Annotated in this window: 15 protein-coding genes; 12 read left to right on the top strand and 3 right to left on the bottom strand. The window is 68.3% G+C overall.

The features are described 5' to 3' along the window. Positions 1–978: a S1C family serine protease gene (locus tag QTI17_RS16520; RefSeq protein WP_286534453.1), complete on the bottom strand. Its 978-nt coding sequence runs from the start codon at positions 976–978 to the stop codon at positions 1–3. Positions 979–1,065: 87 nt separating this feature from the next. Between QTI17_RS16520 and QTI17_RS16515 the strand changes: the two genes are divergently transcribed. Together QTI17_RS16515 and QTI17_RS16510 are read left to right on the top strand one after the other, a co-directional pair. Beyond that, a complete protein-coding gene (locus tag QTI17_RS16515; protein ID WP_286534452.1) occupies positions 1,066–1,926 on the top strand; it encodes a TatD family hydrolase in 861 nt (286 codons plus the stop codon). Between the two features lie 124 nt (positions 1,927–2,050). Then, positions 2,051–2,419 (top strand): hypothetical protein, encoded by a 369-nt coding sequence (locus QTI17_RS16510; protein WP_286534450.1) that lies wholly within the window; start codon positions 2,051–2,053, stop codon positions 2,417–2,419. A gap of 47 nt (positions 2,420–2,466) precedes the next feature. On the opposite strand, the gene QTI17_RS16505 is transcribed toward QTI17_RS16510, so the two are convergent. After that, complete coding sequence (locus QTI17_RS16505; protein WP_286534449.1) at positions 2,467–3,297, bottom strand: mechanosensitive ion channel family protein; 831 nt, start codon at positions 3,295–3,297, stop codon at positions 2,467–2,469. A gap of 53 nt (positions 3,298–3,350) precedes the next feature. Between QTI17_RS16505 and QTI17_RS16500 the strand changes: the two genes are divergently transcribed. The 5 genes from QTI17_RS16500 to QTI17_RS16480 all read left to right on the top strand — a co-directional run bounded on the left by QTI17_RS16500 (position 3,351) and on the right by QTI17_RS16480 (position 8,534). Beyond that, positions 3,351–3,884 (top strand): DNA-deoxyinosine glycosylase, encoded by a 534-nt coding sequence (locus tag QTI17_RS16500; protein WP_286534447.1) that lies wholly within the window; start codon positions 3,351–3,353, stop codon positions 3,882–3,884. Further along, positions 3,881–4,624: a class I SAM-dependent methyltransferase gene (locus tag QTI17_RS16495; protein WP_286534445.1), complete on the top strand. Its 744-nt coding sequence runs from the start codon at positions 3,881–3,883 to the stop codon at positions 4,622–4,624. The genes QTI17_RS16500 and QTI17_RS16495 overlap by 4 nt, the downstream gene beginning before the upstream one ends. 7 nt (positions 4,625–4,631) lie before the next feature. Next, complete coding sequence (gene tfpB / locus QTI17_RS16490) at positions 4,632–6,419, top strand: type IV pilus assembly ATPase TfpB (RefSeq protein ID WP_286534444.1); 1,788 nt, start codon at positions 4,632–4,634, stop codon at positions 6,417–6,419. A 104-nt stretch (positions 6,420–6,523) separates the two neighbouring features. Beyond that, a complete protein-coding gene (locus QTI17_RS16485) occupies positions 6,524–7,012 on the top strand; it encodes a tripartite tricarboxylate transporter TctB family protein (RefSeq protein ID WP_286369808.1) in 489 nt (162 codons plus the stop codon). A 10-nt stretch (positions 7,013–7,022) separates the two neighbouring features. Next, positions 7,023–8,534 carry a tripartite tricarboxylate transporter permease gene (locus QTI17_RS16480; RefSeq protein WP_286534442.1) on the top strand — a complete coding sequence of 504 codons (1,512 nt, stop codon included), beginning with the start codon at positions 7,023–7,025 and terminating at the stop codon, positions 8,532–8,534. 54 nt (positions 8,535–8,588) lie between these two features. On the opposite strand, the gene QTI17_RS16475 is transcribed toward QTI17_RS16480, so the two are convergent. Then, entirely contained in the window at positions 8,589–9,518 is a 930-nt protein-coding gene (locus tag QTI17_RS16475; protein ID WP_286534441.1) for a LysR family transcriptional regulator, read from the bottom strand. Positions 9,519–9,615: 97 nt separating this feature from the next. Here QTI17_RS16475 and QTI17_RS16470 point away from each other — a divergent pair, with 97 nt between their 5' ends. The 5 genes from QTI17_RS16470 to QTI17_RS16450 all read left to right on the top strand — a co-directional run bounded on the left by QTI17_RS16470 (position 9,616) and on the right by QTI17_RS16450 (position 15,034). Next, positions 9,616–10,587 (top strand): Bug family tripartite tricarboxylate transporter substrate binding protein, encoded by a 972-nt coding sequence (locus QTI17_RS16470; protein WP_286534439.1) that lies wholly within the window; start codon positions 9,616–9,618, stop codon positions 10,585–10,587. A 1-nt stretch (position 10,588) separates the two neighbouring features. Then, positions 10,589–12,202 carry a gamma-glutamyltransferase family protein gene (locus tag QTI17_RS16465; protein ID WP_286534437.1) on the top strand — a complete coding sequence of 538 codons (1,614 nt, stop codon included), beginning with the start codon at positions 10,589–10,591 and terminating at the stop codon, positions 12,200–12,202. Between the two features lie 90 nt (positions 12,203–12,292). Next, a complete protein-coding gene (locus tag QTI17_RS16460; RefSeq protein WP_286534435.1) occupies positions 12,293–13,213 on the top strand; it encodes a DMT family transporter in 921 nt (306 codons plus the stop codon). 16 nt (positions 13,214–13,229) lie between these two features. Then, a complete protein-coding gene (locus QTI17_RS16455) occupies positions 13,230–14,027 on the top strand; it encodes an SDR family oxidoreductase (protein WP_286534433.1) in 798 nt (265 codons plus the stop codon). A 23-nt stretch (positions 14,028–14,050) separates the two neighbouring features. Beyond that, positions 14,051–15,034 (top strand): quinone oxidoreductase family protein, encoded by a 984-nt coding sequence (locus QTI17_RS16450; RefSeq protein WP_286534432.1) that lies wholly within the window; start codon positions 14,051–14,053, stop codon positions 15,032–15,034.

The raw sequence follows: 15,034 nt of genomic DNA, 5'->3' as shown, positions 1-15,034 counted from the left end.
TCAGAAGGGCGGCGAGCCGGCGGCGGTGGCGGCGTTCTCGATCGGCACCGCGAAACCGATGCCGATGAAGGTGCGCTGCTGGGTCGGGTTCAGGATGGCGGTCACGATGCCGAGCACCTCGCCGTCCATGTTGATCAGCGGGCCGCCCGAGTTGCCGGGGTTGGCGGCCGCATCGAACTGGATCAGGTTGCCGAGTTCCTGCTTGCCTTCGGGCGAGCGGAAGGAGCGGTTGAGGCCGGACACCACGCCGGCCGAGACCGACGGGCCGATGCCGAAGGGGAAGCCGACCGCCACCACCTGGTCGCCGGGCATCAGGTCGGCGGTCGAGCGCATGGTGGCCGGGATCAGGTCGTCGGGCAGCTTCTGCGCCTGCAGCACGGCCAGGTCGTTCTCGGGCTGCAGGGCGGTGATGGTGGCCGGCGATTCGAGGCCGTCGGCGAAGGTCACGCGGATGCTCTCGGCGCCCGCGACCACGTGGAGGTTGGTCAGGATCACGCCCTTGTCGACGATCACCACGCCGGTGCCGACGCCGCGCTCGACCTGCTTGCCGGGCACTTCGTCGGTGGCTTCGGGCGGCTTGCCCTTGGCCATGTTGCGGCCGCGCTTCTCGGTCTTGGCCTCGGGCGTGGTCTTTTCGGTGCCGTAGCCCACCACGCGCACCACGGAGGGGCGGATGATCTCTGCCGCCCGGGCCGCGGGCGAGGGCAGGGACTGGGTCTGCAGGGTGCGCAGCACGGCCGCGTCGATGTCCTTCTGGGTCAGCGCCTGCGCGCCATGGCGGGGCCAAAGGTAGGCGCCGGTGCCGCCCATGGCGACGATCATGGCGAGCAGCAGGCCGAAACTGCGCCGGCCCGGTTGCCAGGGTGGCCGGGGTGTCTTCGTCGGGGCCTGGGCCGACTCGACCTCGGCGGACGCACCGGGTGCGGCCGCATCCTGCGGCCCTCGGGGTGAGCGGCTGTAGAAAGCAGGCCTGCGCATGGGCACCTCCGGGCTAAAGAGAGTCGGCGTAGCAATCACGGTAGCACGCTTTCCGCGGCCTTGCATCCCTTCGGGCATCATCTCGCGATGCCCTTCTTCGTCGACACCCACTGCCACCTCGATGCGCCGGAATTCGGAGCCGAGATGCCCCGCATCCGGGCCCGCGCAAGTCAGGTCGGCGTCGGGTTCTGCGTGATTCCCGCGGTGGCCGCGTTCAATTTCGCGACGGTGCGCGAACTCGCGCACCTGCAGGGCGACGGCTACGCGCTGGGCATCCATCCGCTGTGCACCGACGCCGCGCGCGACGAGGACCTGGCACTGCTCGACGACGAACTGGGCCGCCGTCGCGACGACCCGCGGCTGGTGGCTGTGGGCGAAATCGGCCTCGACGACTTCGTTCCGGGCCTGGACGCCGGCAAGCAGGAGCGCTTCTTTCACACTCAGTTGCAACTGGCGCGCAAGCACGGGCTGCCGGTGATCATGCATGTCCGCCGTTCGGTGGACAAGGTGCTCAAGCACCTGCGCCAGGTTGCGCCCGGTCAGCGCTGGCAAGGCATCGCGCATGCTTTCAACGGCAGCGAGCAGCAGGCCCAGGCGTGCATCGACCTGGGGCTGAAGCTGGGCTTCGGCGGCGCCGTGACCTTCGAGCGCGCCCTGCAGCTGCGTCGGCTCGCCGCCACGCTGCCACTGGAGGCGATCGTCCTGGAGACCGACGCGCCCGACATCCAGCCGCACTGGCTCTACCGGACGCAGGCGCAGCGGGACGCAGGCGAACCGCAGGGGCGCAACGAGCCCGGCGAACTGCCGCGCATCGCGGAGGTGGTGGCGGGCCTGCGCGGGATCGAACCGGCCGCCCTGGCGGAAGCGACCACGCGCAATGCCGCCGCCGCCCTGCCGCGTCTGCACCCGCTGATCGGCCTGTCGGCCGACCGGCCGGACCGCACGTAGGCGAAGGTGCCGATTTGGCCCGGGCGCTGTGCGCCAGCGGTTTTTGGTGTCATCCTTTGGCCCCGTGCACCCGTTGCATGACAGTGGCAAGCCAGTCACTCCAACTCATACAAGGAGCTTTCCCATGAATTCATCCATCGTTCGTACCCTGCCGGCCGCGCTGGCCTTGGCGCTCGCCTGCATCGGCGGCGCGGCGGTCGCGCAGACCACCACCCAGAAGGCCGAGAACGCAGGCGAGAAGGCCTGGGACGCCACCAAGAAGGACACCGAAAAGGCCTGGGACGCGACCAAGCACGGTTCCGAAAAAGCCTGGGACGCGACCAAGCACGGCACCAAGAAGGCCGTGAAGGCCACCGAGAAGGGTGCCAAGGCGACCGGCAAGGCGGTCGACAACGTGGCCAGCGATGCGGCCGCGGGCACGCGCAAGGTCGGCGACAAGATCGGCGAGAAGATCCCCGGCACGGAGCAGAACGAAGCCGCCAAGAAGCCCTGAGCGGCTCGCCCGGCCTCAAGGAAAAAACCCGCCGCGGCGGGTTTTTTTCATGCCGTGGCCGGCGGCGTGACGTTGCGGTGGACCAGCGGTGTCTCGGGCGTCGGATAGCCAGCGGCGCCGAAGGTGCTGACGATCGCCTTGTGGGTGTCGAAGTACACCTGCCAGTAGTGGTCGGTGTGGGTGTAGGGCCGGACCGCCAGCAGCGGTCCTTCGGGCGTGAACTGCAGGATCTCGACATCCGGCGGCTGCTCGGTCGAGACGTTGGCGATCCGGCTCACTGCTTCCTTGAGCAGCGCGATGGCCTGGACGGGGTCGACGCCGTTGGCGATCTTGGCGGTGACGTCGACCCGGCGGAACGGCAGCTGGCTGAAGTTCTGGATCGGGTCCGAGAGCACCTTGTTGTTGCCGACCGTGGTGATCACGTTGTCCGGCGTGATCAGGGTGGTGCCGAACAGGCCCAGTTCCTTGACGGTGCCGGTGATGCTGCCGCCCACCGTGACGAAGTCGCCGACCCGGTAGGGCCGCAGCACCTGCAGGAACACCCCGGCGGCGAAATGCGTCAGCAGGCCGCCCCAGGCGGTGCCGATCGCCAGTCCGGCGCCGGCCAGCAGCACGGCGAACGAGGTGGTGCGCACGCCGAACATGTCGAGGATCGAAAGAATCAGGACGATGTTGAGCAGCACGCCGAGGATCGACACCAGGTAGTGGCTCAGCGTGGGATCCATCCGCTTGCCGCGCTCCAGGGCCTTGGCGACCAGGCGCTGCGCCAGGCCGATCAGCCAGCGACCGACGGCCCAGGCGATCAGGGCGCCGATCACTTTCAGGCCAAAATCCACGCCTTGCGTCGTCAGGAAAATCCAGATCGCTTCCGTATTCATTTCTTCTCCTCGCAGGCGCCGATGCTTCGGCCAGCCGTGCAGCGTTCTTCGTCATGAATAAGCCGGTCTCGCGCCCAGGCGACGCCAAGGCCGTGCTCACGGGGCTCGCGCCAATCGTTTCCGGGAACACCGCCTTGTTGATCCTCGGCAGCTTTCCTGGAGCCCGGTCGATCGCGCAGCAGCGGTATTATGCGCACCCGCAGAATCATTTCTGGAAGATTTTGCAGGCGCTGTGGCCCGGAAAGCCGCTGCCAGCGGGCGAGGACAGCTATGAAAAGCGTAGCGCCTGGCTGCTCGACCGCGGCCTGGGGGTGTGGGACGTCTATGCCAGCTGCGAACGCGAAGGCAGCCTCGATTCGGCCATCCGCGACCCGGTCGCGAACGACATCGCGAGCCTGCGGCTGCCCCGGCTCGCCGCCATCGCGCACAACGGCGCGGAGAGTTTCCGGCATGCGCGGCACACGCAGGCGCTGGGCGTGCCGGTGCACCGGCTGCCCTCGTCGAGTGCGGCCAATGCGAGCTGGCCCTTCGATCGCAAGGTCGAGGCCTGGCGCGAAGTCTTTGAAAGGTACCTGGTCATCCCATGAAGCTCTCCCTTCCCGAGGTCAATTTCTCCGACTGGGGCGACGTCCGCTACCTGCACCTCGGCACCGAATGGGTGCAGGGCTCGATGAAGCTCGATGCACCTTTCGAGATCGAGCTCGAGTACGTGCAGCGCATGATGGCCTGGCTGCTGTTCGTCGACCCTGCGAGCGTCGCGAAGCTGCATGCGATGCAGCTCGGCCTGGGGGCGGCGAGCCTGACCAAGTTCTGCCGCAAGACCTTGCGCATGCGCACCACCGCGGTCGAGCTGAACCCGCAGGTGGTGGCGGCCTGCCGCGGCTGGTTCAAGCTGCCGGCCGACGACGCCAAGCTCGAGATCGTGGTTGCCGATGCCGCCGCCGAAATCCGCAAGCCGCGCTGGCACGGCACGGTCGACGCGCTCCAGGTCGACCTCTACGACCACGAGGCGGCGGCGCCGGTGCTCGACAGCGAGGCCTTCTATGCCGATTGCCGTGCGCTGCTCACGGAGGACGGTGCGATGACGGTCAACCTCTTCGGTCGCTCGTCGAGCTACGAGCGCAGTCTCGAGAAGATCGTGACCGCCTTCGGTGCCGAGGCGGTCTGGGCCTTCAAGCCGACGCGCGAGGGCAACACCGTGGTGCTGGCCCAGGCGAGCGCCAGCCGTCCGAAGCGTCCCGCGCTTGCCGACCGGGCCCAAAGCATCCAGACTCGCTGGGGCCTGCCTGCGCCGAAGTGGCTGCGGGTGTTCAAACCGCAGAGTTGACCGCCTCATGAGCGCCTTGCCCGCCACCGCATCCGATGCCGCCCGCCACGAAGGGCCCCTGGTCCTGCGCCACCTGATCGAATGGCTGGCAAAGGATGGCCTGATCTCGCCGGTCGAGGCCAAGCGCACGCTGGCGCGCTGCGCCCAGGCCGAGAGCCGCCAGCCGCCGATGGTGCGGCTGGCCAATGTCGCGATGACCCGCGAGAGCGACGGCAAGCCGCTCGACCTCGAGATGCTGACGCAGTGGCTGGCCGGCCGGGCCGGGCTGGCCTACCTGCGCATCGATCCGCTCAAGGTCGACGTCGGCAAGGTGGCCGACACCATGAGCGCGGCCTACGCCGAGCGGCACAAGGTGCTGCCGGTGCAGGTCACGGCCAGCGAGGTGGTGGTGGCCACGGCCGAGCCCTTCCTGACCGACTGGATCGCCGAGGTCGAGCGCCAGTCGCGCCGTTCGGTACGCCGGGTGGTCGCCAATCCGACCGACATCCAGCGCTACACGGCCGAGTTCTTCTCGCTCGCCAAGTCGGTGCGGGCGGCGCAGAAGGCCGGCGGCAATGCCGGCGGCGCCAGCTTCGAACAGCTGGTCGAGCTCGGCAAGAGCAACAAGCAGCTCGACGCCAACGACCAGAGCGTCGTGCAAGTGGTCGACTGGTTGTGGCAGTACGCCTTCGACCAGCGCGCGAGCGACATCCACCTCGAGCCCAGGCGCGAGCAGGGCATGATCCGTTTCCGCATCGACGGCGTGCTGCATCCGGCCTACCAGATGCCGATGGGCGTGCTGAACGCCATGGTGGCGCGCATCAAGCTGCTCGGGCGCATGGATGTGGTCGAGAAGCGGCGTCCGCTCGATGGCCGCATCAAGACCCGCAACCTGCGCGGCGACGAGGTCGAGATGCGGCTGTCGACCTTGCCCACGGCCTTCGGCGAGAAGATGGTGATGCGGATCTTCGACCCCGACACCGCGGTCAAGGACCTCGACGCCCTCGGCTTCGTCCCGCACGACGCCCAGCGCTGGGAAAAGCTCGTGACGCGTCCGCACGGCATCATCCTGGTGACCGGGCCGACCGGCTCCGGCAAGACCACCACGCTGTACTCCACGCTCAAGCGTATCGCGACCGAGGAGGTCAACGTCAGCACGGTCGAGGACCCGATCGAGATGATCGAGCCCTCGTTCAACCAGACGCAGGTGCAGCACCAGCTCGACTTCGGCTTCACCGAAGGACTGCGGGCGCTCATGCGGCAGGACCCGGACATCATCATGGTCGGCGAGATCCGCGACCTCGCCACCGCCGAGATGGCGGTGCAGGCGGCGCTCACCGGCCATCTGGTCTTCAGCACCCTGCACACCAACGACGCGCCGAGCGCGATCACGCGGCTGATGGAACTGGGCGTGCCCTCCTACCTGATCACCGCGGTGATGCTCGGCGTGCTGGCGCAGCGGCTGGTGCGCACGCTGTGCCCCAACTGCAAGCAGCCCGACGAGACGGTCACGCGCGAGAAACTGGCCGAGTTCGTCAAGCCCTGGCAGATCAGCGGTTCGGTGCGGGCCTACAAGCCGGTCGGCTGCGTCGACTGCCGCATGACCGGCTACATGGGCCGCATGGGCCTCTACGAGCTGCTGAGCGTCAGCGAAGAATTCAAGGCCCTGGTCACGAAGGAACCGAACACCATCGGCCTGCGCCGCCAGGCCGTGGTCGACGGCATGCGGCCGCTGCGGCTGGCCGGCGCGCTGCGGGTCGCCGAAGGCGTGACCACGATCGAGGAAGTGCTCAGCGCCACCCCGCCACTGGAGTGAGGCAACCAGGGATTACCCTGAAAATCCGATAGGTGGAATCCACATCGAGCTGACTGTCACCTGACCACACAATCTCCGATCGAGTTTTTTCGTGGAGACTGTTCGTGAAAATCAAGAGTCAGAAAGACTTCTTCTCGGGGGTGATGTTCGCCGTCGTGGGAGTCGCCTTCGCCTGGGGGGCGACGACCTACAACGTCGGCAGCGGCGCCCGCATGGGCCCCGGCTACTTCCCGCTGATGCTGGGCATCCTGATGGCCGTGATCGGCCTCGTGATCATGTTCACCGGCCTCACGGTCGAGACCGAAGACGGCGAGCTGATCGGCAAATGGGCCTGGAAGCAGGTGGCCTACATCCTCGGCGCCAACCTGGCCTTCGGCGTGCTGCTCGGCGGACTGCCCAGCGTCGGCGTGCCGGCCATGGGTCTGATCATCGCGATCTATGCCCTGGTCATCATCTCCAGCCTGGCCGGCGCCCACTTCGAACTGCCCAAGGTGCTGATCCTCGCGACGGTGCTCGCGATCGGCAGCTACATCGCCTTCATCTGGGCGCTCAAGCTGCAGATCCAGGTCTGGCCTACCTTCATCACGGGCTGAGGACCGGCAAATGGAACTCCTAAACAATCTCTCCCTCGGTTTCGGTGTCGCGTTCACCTTCACCAACCTGCTGTACTGCCTGGTCGGCTGTATTCTCGGCACGCTGATCGGCGTGCTGCCGGGCATCGGCCCGGTCGCCACCATCGCGATGCTGCTGCCGGCGACCTATGCACTGCCGCCGGTGTCGGCCCTGATCATGCTGGCCGGCATCTACTACGGCGCCCAGTACGGCGGCTCCACCACCGCCATCCTGGTCAACCTGCCGGGCGAATCGTCCTCGGTCGTGACCGTGATCGACGGCTACCAGATGGCACGCAAGGGGCGGGCCGGGCCTGCGCTTGCTGCGGCCGGCCTCGGCTCGTTCTTCGCCGGCTGCGTGGGCACGCTGATCCTGGCGGCCTTCGCGCCGCCGCTGACCGAACTGGCCTTCAAGTTCGGCCCGGCCGAGTATTTCTCGCTGATGATCCTCGGCCTGATCGGTGCCGTGGTGCTGGCCTCGGGCTCGTTGCTCAAGGCGATCGCGATGATCGTGCTCGGCCTGCTGCTGGGCCTGGTCGGCACCGACGTCAACTCGGGCGTGGCGCGCTTCAGCTTCGACATCCCCGAACTGACCGACGGCATCGGCTTCGTCGCCATCGCCATGGGCGTGTTCGGCTACGGTGAAATCATCGCCAACCTGTCGCGGCCGGAAGAAGACCGCGAAGTCTTCACCGCCAAGGTCTCCGGCCTGTTCCCGACCAAGGAAGACTTCAAGCGCATGCTGCCCGCCGTGCTGCGCGGCACGGCGCTCGGCGCGGCGCTGGGCATCCTGCCCGGCGGCGGCGCGCTGCTGGCGGCCTTCGCGGCCTACACGATCGAGAAGAAGACCAAGCTGCATCCGGGCGAAGTGCCGTTCGGCAAGGGCAACATCCGCGGCGTGGCCGCGCCCGAGTCGGCCAACAACGCCGGCGCCCAGACCTCCTTCATCCCGCTGCTCACGCTGGGCATTCCGCCCAATGCCGTGATGGCGCTGATGGTCGGCGCGATGACGATCCACAACATCCAGCCGGGTCCGCAGGTCATGACCAGCAACCCCGAGCTGTTCTGGGGCCTGATCGCCTCGATGTGGCTCGGCAACGCGATGCTGATCATCCTGAACCTGCCGCTGATCGGCATGTGGATCAAGCTGCTGTCGGTGCCCTACAAGTACCTGTTCCCGGCGATCGTGCTGTTCTGTGCCATCGGCGTCTACTCGACCAACAACAACACCTTCGACATCTGGATGGTGGCGGCCTTCGGCTTCATCGGCTATGCCTTCTTCAAGCTGGGCTGCGAGCCGGCGCCGCTGCTGCTGGGCTTCATCCTGGGGCCGATGATGGAAGAGAACCTGCGCCGCGCCCTGCTGTTGTCGCGCGGCGACTGGATCGTCTTCGTGACGCGGCCGATCTCGGCCGGCCTGCTGGCCGCGGCGCTGCTGCTGCTGATCATCGTGCTGCTGCCGGCGGTGAAGTCCAAGCGCGAAGAAGCCTTCGTCGAGGATTGATCCCCTTCGCCTCGCGGCAAGCAAGAAAACGGCGCCTTCGGGTGCCGTTTTTTTTTATGCCGGCTTGGGCGCGCGCGGCGGCTTCATGTGCTGCCGCGCCATGGCCAGGAAGGCCAGGGCGGCGGGGTTGAGCGGATGCTTGGCCAGCCGCACGGCGACCACCGGATATTCCAGCGTCGGGCGCGTGACCGCCACCGCCCGCAGGTTGCCCGGCATCAGGACCTCGACGTAGCGCGGCAGCAGCGCGACGCCGGCACCCGCCTGGATCAGCCCGAAGGCCGTCGACAGCATCGACACGTGATGGGCCACCCGCGGATACACGTTGGCCACGCTCGACAGCTGCCGGCTGACTGCGCGCCAGATGTTGGCGTCCGGATTGACATGGATGAACGGCAGCGACTCCAGGTGGCGGGCATCGATCACCACCCGCTGCGCCAGCGGGTGGTCGTCGCGAACGAACAGGGCCATCCGCTCGACGAACAGCGGCTCGGTCGCCAGTTCCGAATGCCGCTGGCCGATGTCCGAGCCGAAGCCCAGGTCGGCCTCCTGCGACAGGATCCGCGAAATCATCTGCTCGGCCGTGCTGTCCATCAGCGTGGTCGCGAGCGCCGGGTACTGCTGCGAGAAGCGGCCCAGCAGGGGCGGCAGCAGGGCGCCCGCCGTGAGGTGGCCCACCGCCAGCACCACGCGCCCTTCGCGCAGCTGGGACTGCGAGCGGCAGGCGCCGACCGACTCGTCGATCAGCCGCAGCGCACGCACCGCGGTGTCGACCATCATCTGGCCCGCATTGGTGATGCGGATGCGGCGGCCGCGCACCACCAGCGGCTGTCCGAGCTCGTGTTCCATGCGCTTGATCAGGTGGCTGATCGCGGGCTGGGTCAGCTGCAGGGCCTCCGCCGCCAGGGTGAAGCTGCCGGTGTCGGCGACCGCCGCCAGCGCCCGCAGCTGTTGCAGGGAGATCTCTTCGCCGGCGATCCGAGTCATAAGTTCAATTCATAGTTCGATAAACCGGATTATCTGGCTTGATGCGCCAGCCTTGCATAGCATCGGAATTCCGTCCACAGGGAACAAAATCGAGACCATGAAACGAATCCAGTTCATCCAGGCCTGCGCCGCTGCGTTGTGCCTGGCAGCGTCCTCCGCCAGCCTCGCGCAGGGCTATCCGACCAAGCCGATCCGCCTGATCGTGCCGTTTCCGGCCGGCGGCGCCACCGACCTGTTCGCGCGCACCTTGTCGCAGAAGATGGGCGAGAAGCTCGGCACCACGCTGGTGATCGACAACAAGCCCGGCGCCGGCGGCGCGATCGGTTCCGACATGGCCGCCAAGGCGACGCCCGACGGCTACACGCTGCTGCTGGCCACCACCAGCACCCATTCGATCGGCCCGGCGATCACCCCCAAGCTGCCCTACGACACGGTGCGCGACTTCACGCCGATCGCCCACGTGGGCGATGCGCCGAGCATCATGCTGGTGCCCAACAACTCGCCCGCCAAGACGGTGCGCGAGTGGATCGACTACGCCAAGAAGAACCCCGGCAAGCTCAACTACGCGTCGAGCGGCAACGGCACGATCGTCCAGCTCACGGCCGAGCTGTTCAAGTCGCAGGCCGGCGTGTTCGTCACCCACATCCCGTACAAGGGCACGGCGCTGGCGATCCCCGACCTGATCACCGGCAAGGTCGACGTGCTGTTCGATTCGCTGCCGACCGGCATGCCGCACGTGCGCGACGGCCGGCTGCGTGCGCTGGGCGTGACCACGCTCAAGCGCAGCCCGCTGGCGCCCGAGCTGCCGCCGATCGCCGACGTGCTGCCGGGCTTCGAGTCCAACACCTGGTTCGGCCTCTACGGCCCGAAGGGCCTGCCGGCCGACATGGTGGCCCGCATCAACACGGCCGCCAACCAGTCGCTGAGCGACCCGGAGGTGCGCGACAAGCTGGCGCGCCTGGGCATCGAGCCCACCACCAGCACGCCGGCGCAGCTCGCGAGCCTGGTGGCGGCCGACGCGGCCAAGTGGAAGCAGATCATCACCGACAGGAAGATCACGGGCGACTGACATGAAATTCGACTACGCAAACCCCTACACCACGACCCGCATTCCGGTCTTCGCCCGCAACGTCGTCTCGACCTCGCACCCGCTGGCGGCCCAGGCCGGCCTGCGGATCCTGCAGCAGGGCGGCAATGCGGTCGACGCCGCGGTGGCGACCGCCGCGGTCATGACGCTGGTCGAGCCGGTCAGCAACGGCCTCGGCAGCGATGCCTTCTGCATCCTCTGGGACGGCAAGAAGCTGCACGGGCTCAACGCCTCGGGCTGCGCGCCCGCTGCGTGGACGCCCGAATACTTCCGCAAGAAGCACGGCGCCGACGCCGCGACGCCGCCGATGCGCGGCATGGACTCGGTCACGGTGCCGGGCGCGGTCGGCAGCTGGGTCGCGCTGTCGGAGCGCTTCGGCAAGCTGCCCTTCGCCGACCTCATGGCGCCGGCGATCGAGATCGCCGAGCGCGGCTACCTGATGCCGCCGGTGGTGCAGCAGAAGTGGGCCGCGGCGACGCCGGTGCTCCAGGCGCAGCCCGGTTTCGCGCAGACTTTCCTGCCCTGGGGCCGCGCGCCCGAAGTCGGCGAACTGTTCCGCTTCCCGGCCGCCGCGCGCGCCTTGAAGGCCATCGCGGCCACCAAGGGCGACGCCTTCTATGGCGGCGAGATCGCCGCCGCGCTGGAGAAGTTCTCGAACCAGCACGGCGGCAGCCTGAAGGCCAGCGACCTCGCCGGCTGGAAGCCCGAATGGGTCGAGCCCATCGGCCAGGACTACCGCGGCCACCGGCTGCACGAGATCCCGCCCAATGGCCAGGGCATCGCGGCGCTGATCGCGCTCGGCATCCTCCAGCATTTCGACATCGGCTCGATCCCGGTCGACTCGGTGCGCTCCCAGCACCTGCAGATCGAGGCCATGAAGCTGGCTTTCGCCGACACCTACCGCTACGTGTCCGAGCCATCGTCGATGGAGGTGACACCGCTGCAAATGCTCGATGGCGCCTACCTGGCCTCGCGTGCCAAACTGATCGACGTGAACAAGGCGCAGGACTTCCAGGCCGGCAACCCGGTCAAGGGCGGCACCATCTACCTGACCGCGGCCGACGAGAGCGGCATGATGGTGAGCTTCATCCAGAGCAACTACATGGGCTTCGGCTCGGGCTGCGTCGAGCCCGAGTTCGGCATCAGCCTGCAGAACCGCGGCCACGGCTTCAGCCTCAAGGACGGCAGCCCGAACCTGGTGGCGCCGGGCAAGCGCCCGTTCCACACCATCATCCCGGCCTTCCTCACCAAGGACGGCGCGCCGGTCATGAGCTTCGGCGTGATGGGCGGCAACATGCAGCCGCAGGGCCACATGCAGACGCTGGTGCGCATGCTCGACTACGGGCAGAACCCGCAGGCGGCCTGCGACGCACCGCGCTGGCGCTTCAACTCGGGGGTCGAGATCAACGTCGAGGCCGCGATGGACCCGGCCACGGTGCAGGGGCTGTCGGCGCTCGGCCACAAGGTCGACGTCATCAACGACTCCTACCAGGATTTCGGCGCCGGCCAGTTCATCTGGCGCGCCGGCGACCCGGCGGTCGAAGGCTACGTGGCCGCGAGCGATGCGCGCCGCGACGGCCTAGCGGCCGGGTTCTAGATGGCCCCCACGCTCCCCCACTGCGTGTGGGTCGCTGCCCCCCGAGGGGGCGCAGGGCCTTGGGGCGGCCCGGCGTCGGCCTGAGCCTTGATGCAAGCCCAGGCCGCGACGCACCACGCCGCACGCAAGAGCCTCGCGCCGGGCCTGGCGCTCGCCACCTTCGGCGCGATCGCCTTCAGCGGCAAGGCGATCATCGTCAAGCTGGCCTACCGCCACGGCGTCGACGCCGTGACGCTGATCATGCTGCGCATGCTGTTCGCGCTGCCGCTGTTCGCCCTGATGGCGTGGTGGGCCGGGCGCGGCAAGCCGGCGCTCACGCGGCGCGACTGGTTCGGGGTCGTCGGGCTGGGCTTCTCGGGCTATTACCTGTCGAGCTTTCTCGACTTCGCCGGCCTGGCCTACATCACGGCCAGCCTGGAGCGGCTGATCCTCTACCTCAACCCGACCCTGGTGCTGCTGTTCGGCTGGATCGTCTACCGGCGCCGCATCACGCGCTGGCAGTTCGCCGGCATGGCGGTCAGCTATTCGGGCGTGCTGCTGGTGTTCGGCCACGAAGTCAGCCTGGGCCAGAGCGCGGCCGCCGCCTGGGGCGCCCTGCTGGTGTTCCTGAGCGCGGTGAGCTATGCGGTCTACCTGGTCGCCAGCGGCGAGTTCGTCAAGCGGCTCGGCTCGCTGCGCCTGGTCGGGCTGGCGACCAGCGTGGCCTGCCTGCTGTGCATCGCCCAGTTCCTGCTGCTGCGGCCGATGAGCGCCGCCTTCGAGGTGGCGCCCGAGGTGATCTGGCTGTCGGTGCTCAACGCCACTCTGTGCACCGCGGTGCCTGTCCTCGCCGTCATGATGGCGATCGAGCGCATCGGCCCCGCGATGGCGGCACAAACGGGTATGGTCGGGCCGATGTCGACGATCCTGATGGGGGTGCTGCTGCTCGGCGAGCCCTTCACCCTCTGGATCGCGGCCGGCACGGTGCTGGTCGTCACCGGCATCTTTGTCTTCACACGAACGGGGCGCTGAGCCCGAAGGAATCAACATGGACCTGGGTATCGCAGGCAGGACGGCGCTGGTGGGCGGCGCCAGCAAGGGTTTGGGCTACGGCTGCGCCGAAGCGCTGGTGCGCGAGGGCGTCAACGTGGTGGTCATGGCGCGCGGCGCCGAGGCGCTGGACGCCGCGGCCAGGCAGCTGCAGGCCGTGGCGGCGACGGCGCCCGGCAAGCCCTTCGTGAAGCACGCGGCGGCCGACATCACGACCCCCGAAGGCCGCGCCGCGGCCTTTGCGCTGCATGCCGACTTCGACATCGTGGTCACCAATGCCGGCGGCCCGCCGCCCGGCGACTTCCGCGACTGGGACCGCGAGGCCTGGATCAAGGCGCTCGACGCCAACATGCTGACGCCGATCGAGCTGATCAAGGCCACGGTCGACGGCATGGCGGCGCGCGGCTTCGGGCGCATCGTCAACATCACCTCGAGTTCGGTCAAGGCGCCGATCGACATCCTGGGCCTGAGCAACGGCGCTCGCAGCGGCCTGACCGGCTTCGTCGCCGGCGTGGCGCGCACCGGGCTGGCGGCCAAGGGCGTGACGCTCAACAACCTGCTGCCGGGCGCGTTCGACACCGACCGGCTCAAGGGCACGCTGGTGGGCGCGGCCAAGAAGACCGGCCAGGACATCGACGCGATCCGCGCCAGCCGCCAGAAGAGCATCCCGGCCGGCCGCTTCGGAACCGCCGCCGAGTTCGGCGCCATCTGCGCCTTCCTCTGCAGCATGCATGCCGGCTACATCACCGGCCAGAACGTGCTGGCCGACGGCGGCGCCTACCCCGGAACCTATTGATCCACGTCGACCAGGAGACGCGAATGAAGAGCAAGGCAGTGCGCATCGACCGCCACGGCGGTCCCGAGGAACTGAAGATCGTCGAGGTCGAGGTCGGGGACCCCGGCCCCGGCGAGATCCGGATCCGCCACAAGGCCGTGGGCCTGAACTTCATCGACACCTACCAGCGCAGCGGGCTCTATCCGTTCGCGATGCCGCTGCAGCTGGGCATGGAGGCTTCGGGCGTGGTCGAGGCGGTGGGCGAGGGGGTCACGCACCTGAAGGCCGGCGACCGCGCGGCCTACGCCAGTCCGCCCCCGGGCTCCTACTGCGAGCTGCGCGTCATGCCGGCCAAGACCGTCTGCAGGCTGCCCGATGCGATCTCCTTCGAGACCGGCGCCGCGATGATGCTGAAGGGCCTGACGACCCAGTACCTGCTGCGCCGGACCTTGCCGGCCGAAGGCCTTCAGCCGGGCGACTTCATCGTCTTCCATGCCGCGGCCGGCGGTGTCGGCCTGATCGCCTGCCAATGGGCGAAGGCGCTCGGCCTGCAGCTCATCGGCACCGCCGGCACCGACGCCAAGTGCCAGCTCGCGCTGGCCCACGGCGCCGCGCATGCGATCAACTACAGCAAGGAGAACTTCGCCGAGCGCGTGAAGGAGATCACCGGCGGCAAGGGGGTCAAGGTGGTCTACGACTCGGTCGGCAAGGACACCTTCGAAGGCTCGCTGGCCTGCCTGCGGCCGTTCGGCCTGCTGGCGGTTTTCGGCAACGGCTCGGGTCCGGTGGCGGCCTTCAACCTCGGCCTGCTGGCCAAGGGCTCCTACTACGTCACGCGCCCGACGCTGTTCACCCACATCGCGACGCGCGAAACCACCCAGGCGATGGCGGACGAGCTGTTCGCGATCGTCGAGAGCGGCGCCGTGAAGATCCCGATCGACCAGCGCTACCCGCTCGAAGACGTGCAGCAAGCCCACCGCGATCTGGAAGCCCGCAAGACCACCGGCTGCACCATCCTCACGCTGTAG

Origin of the sequence: Variovorax sp. J31P179 (genome assembly GCF_030316985.1) — a bacterium.
GTDB lineage: Bacteria > Pseudomonadota > Gammaproteobacteria > Burkholderiales > Burkholderiaceae_C > Variovorax > Variovorax ginsengisoli_B.
This window is presented reverse-complemented; position numbering and strand designations above follow the sequence as displayed.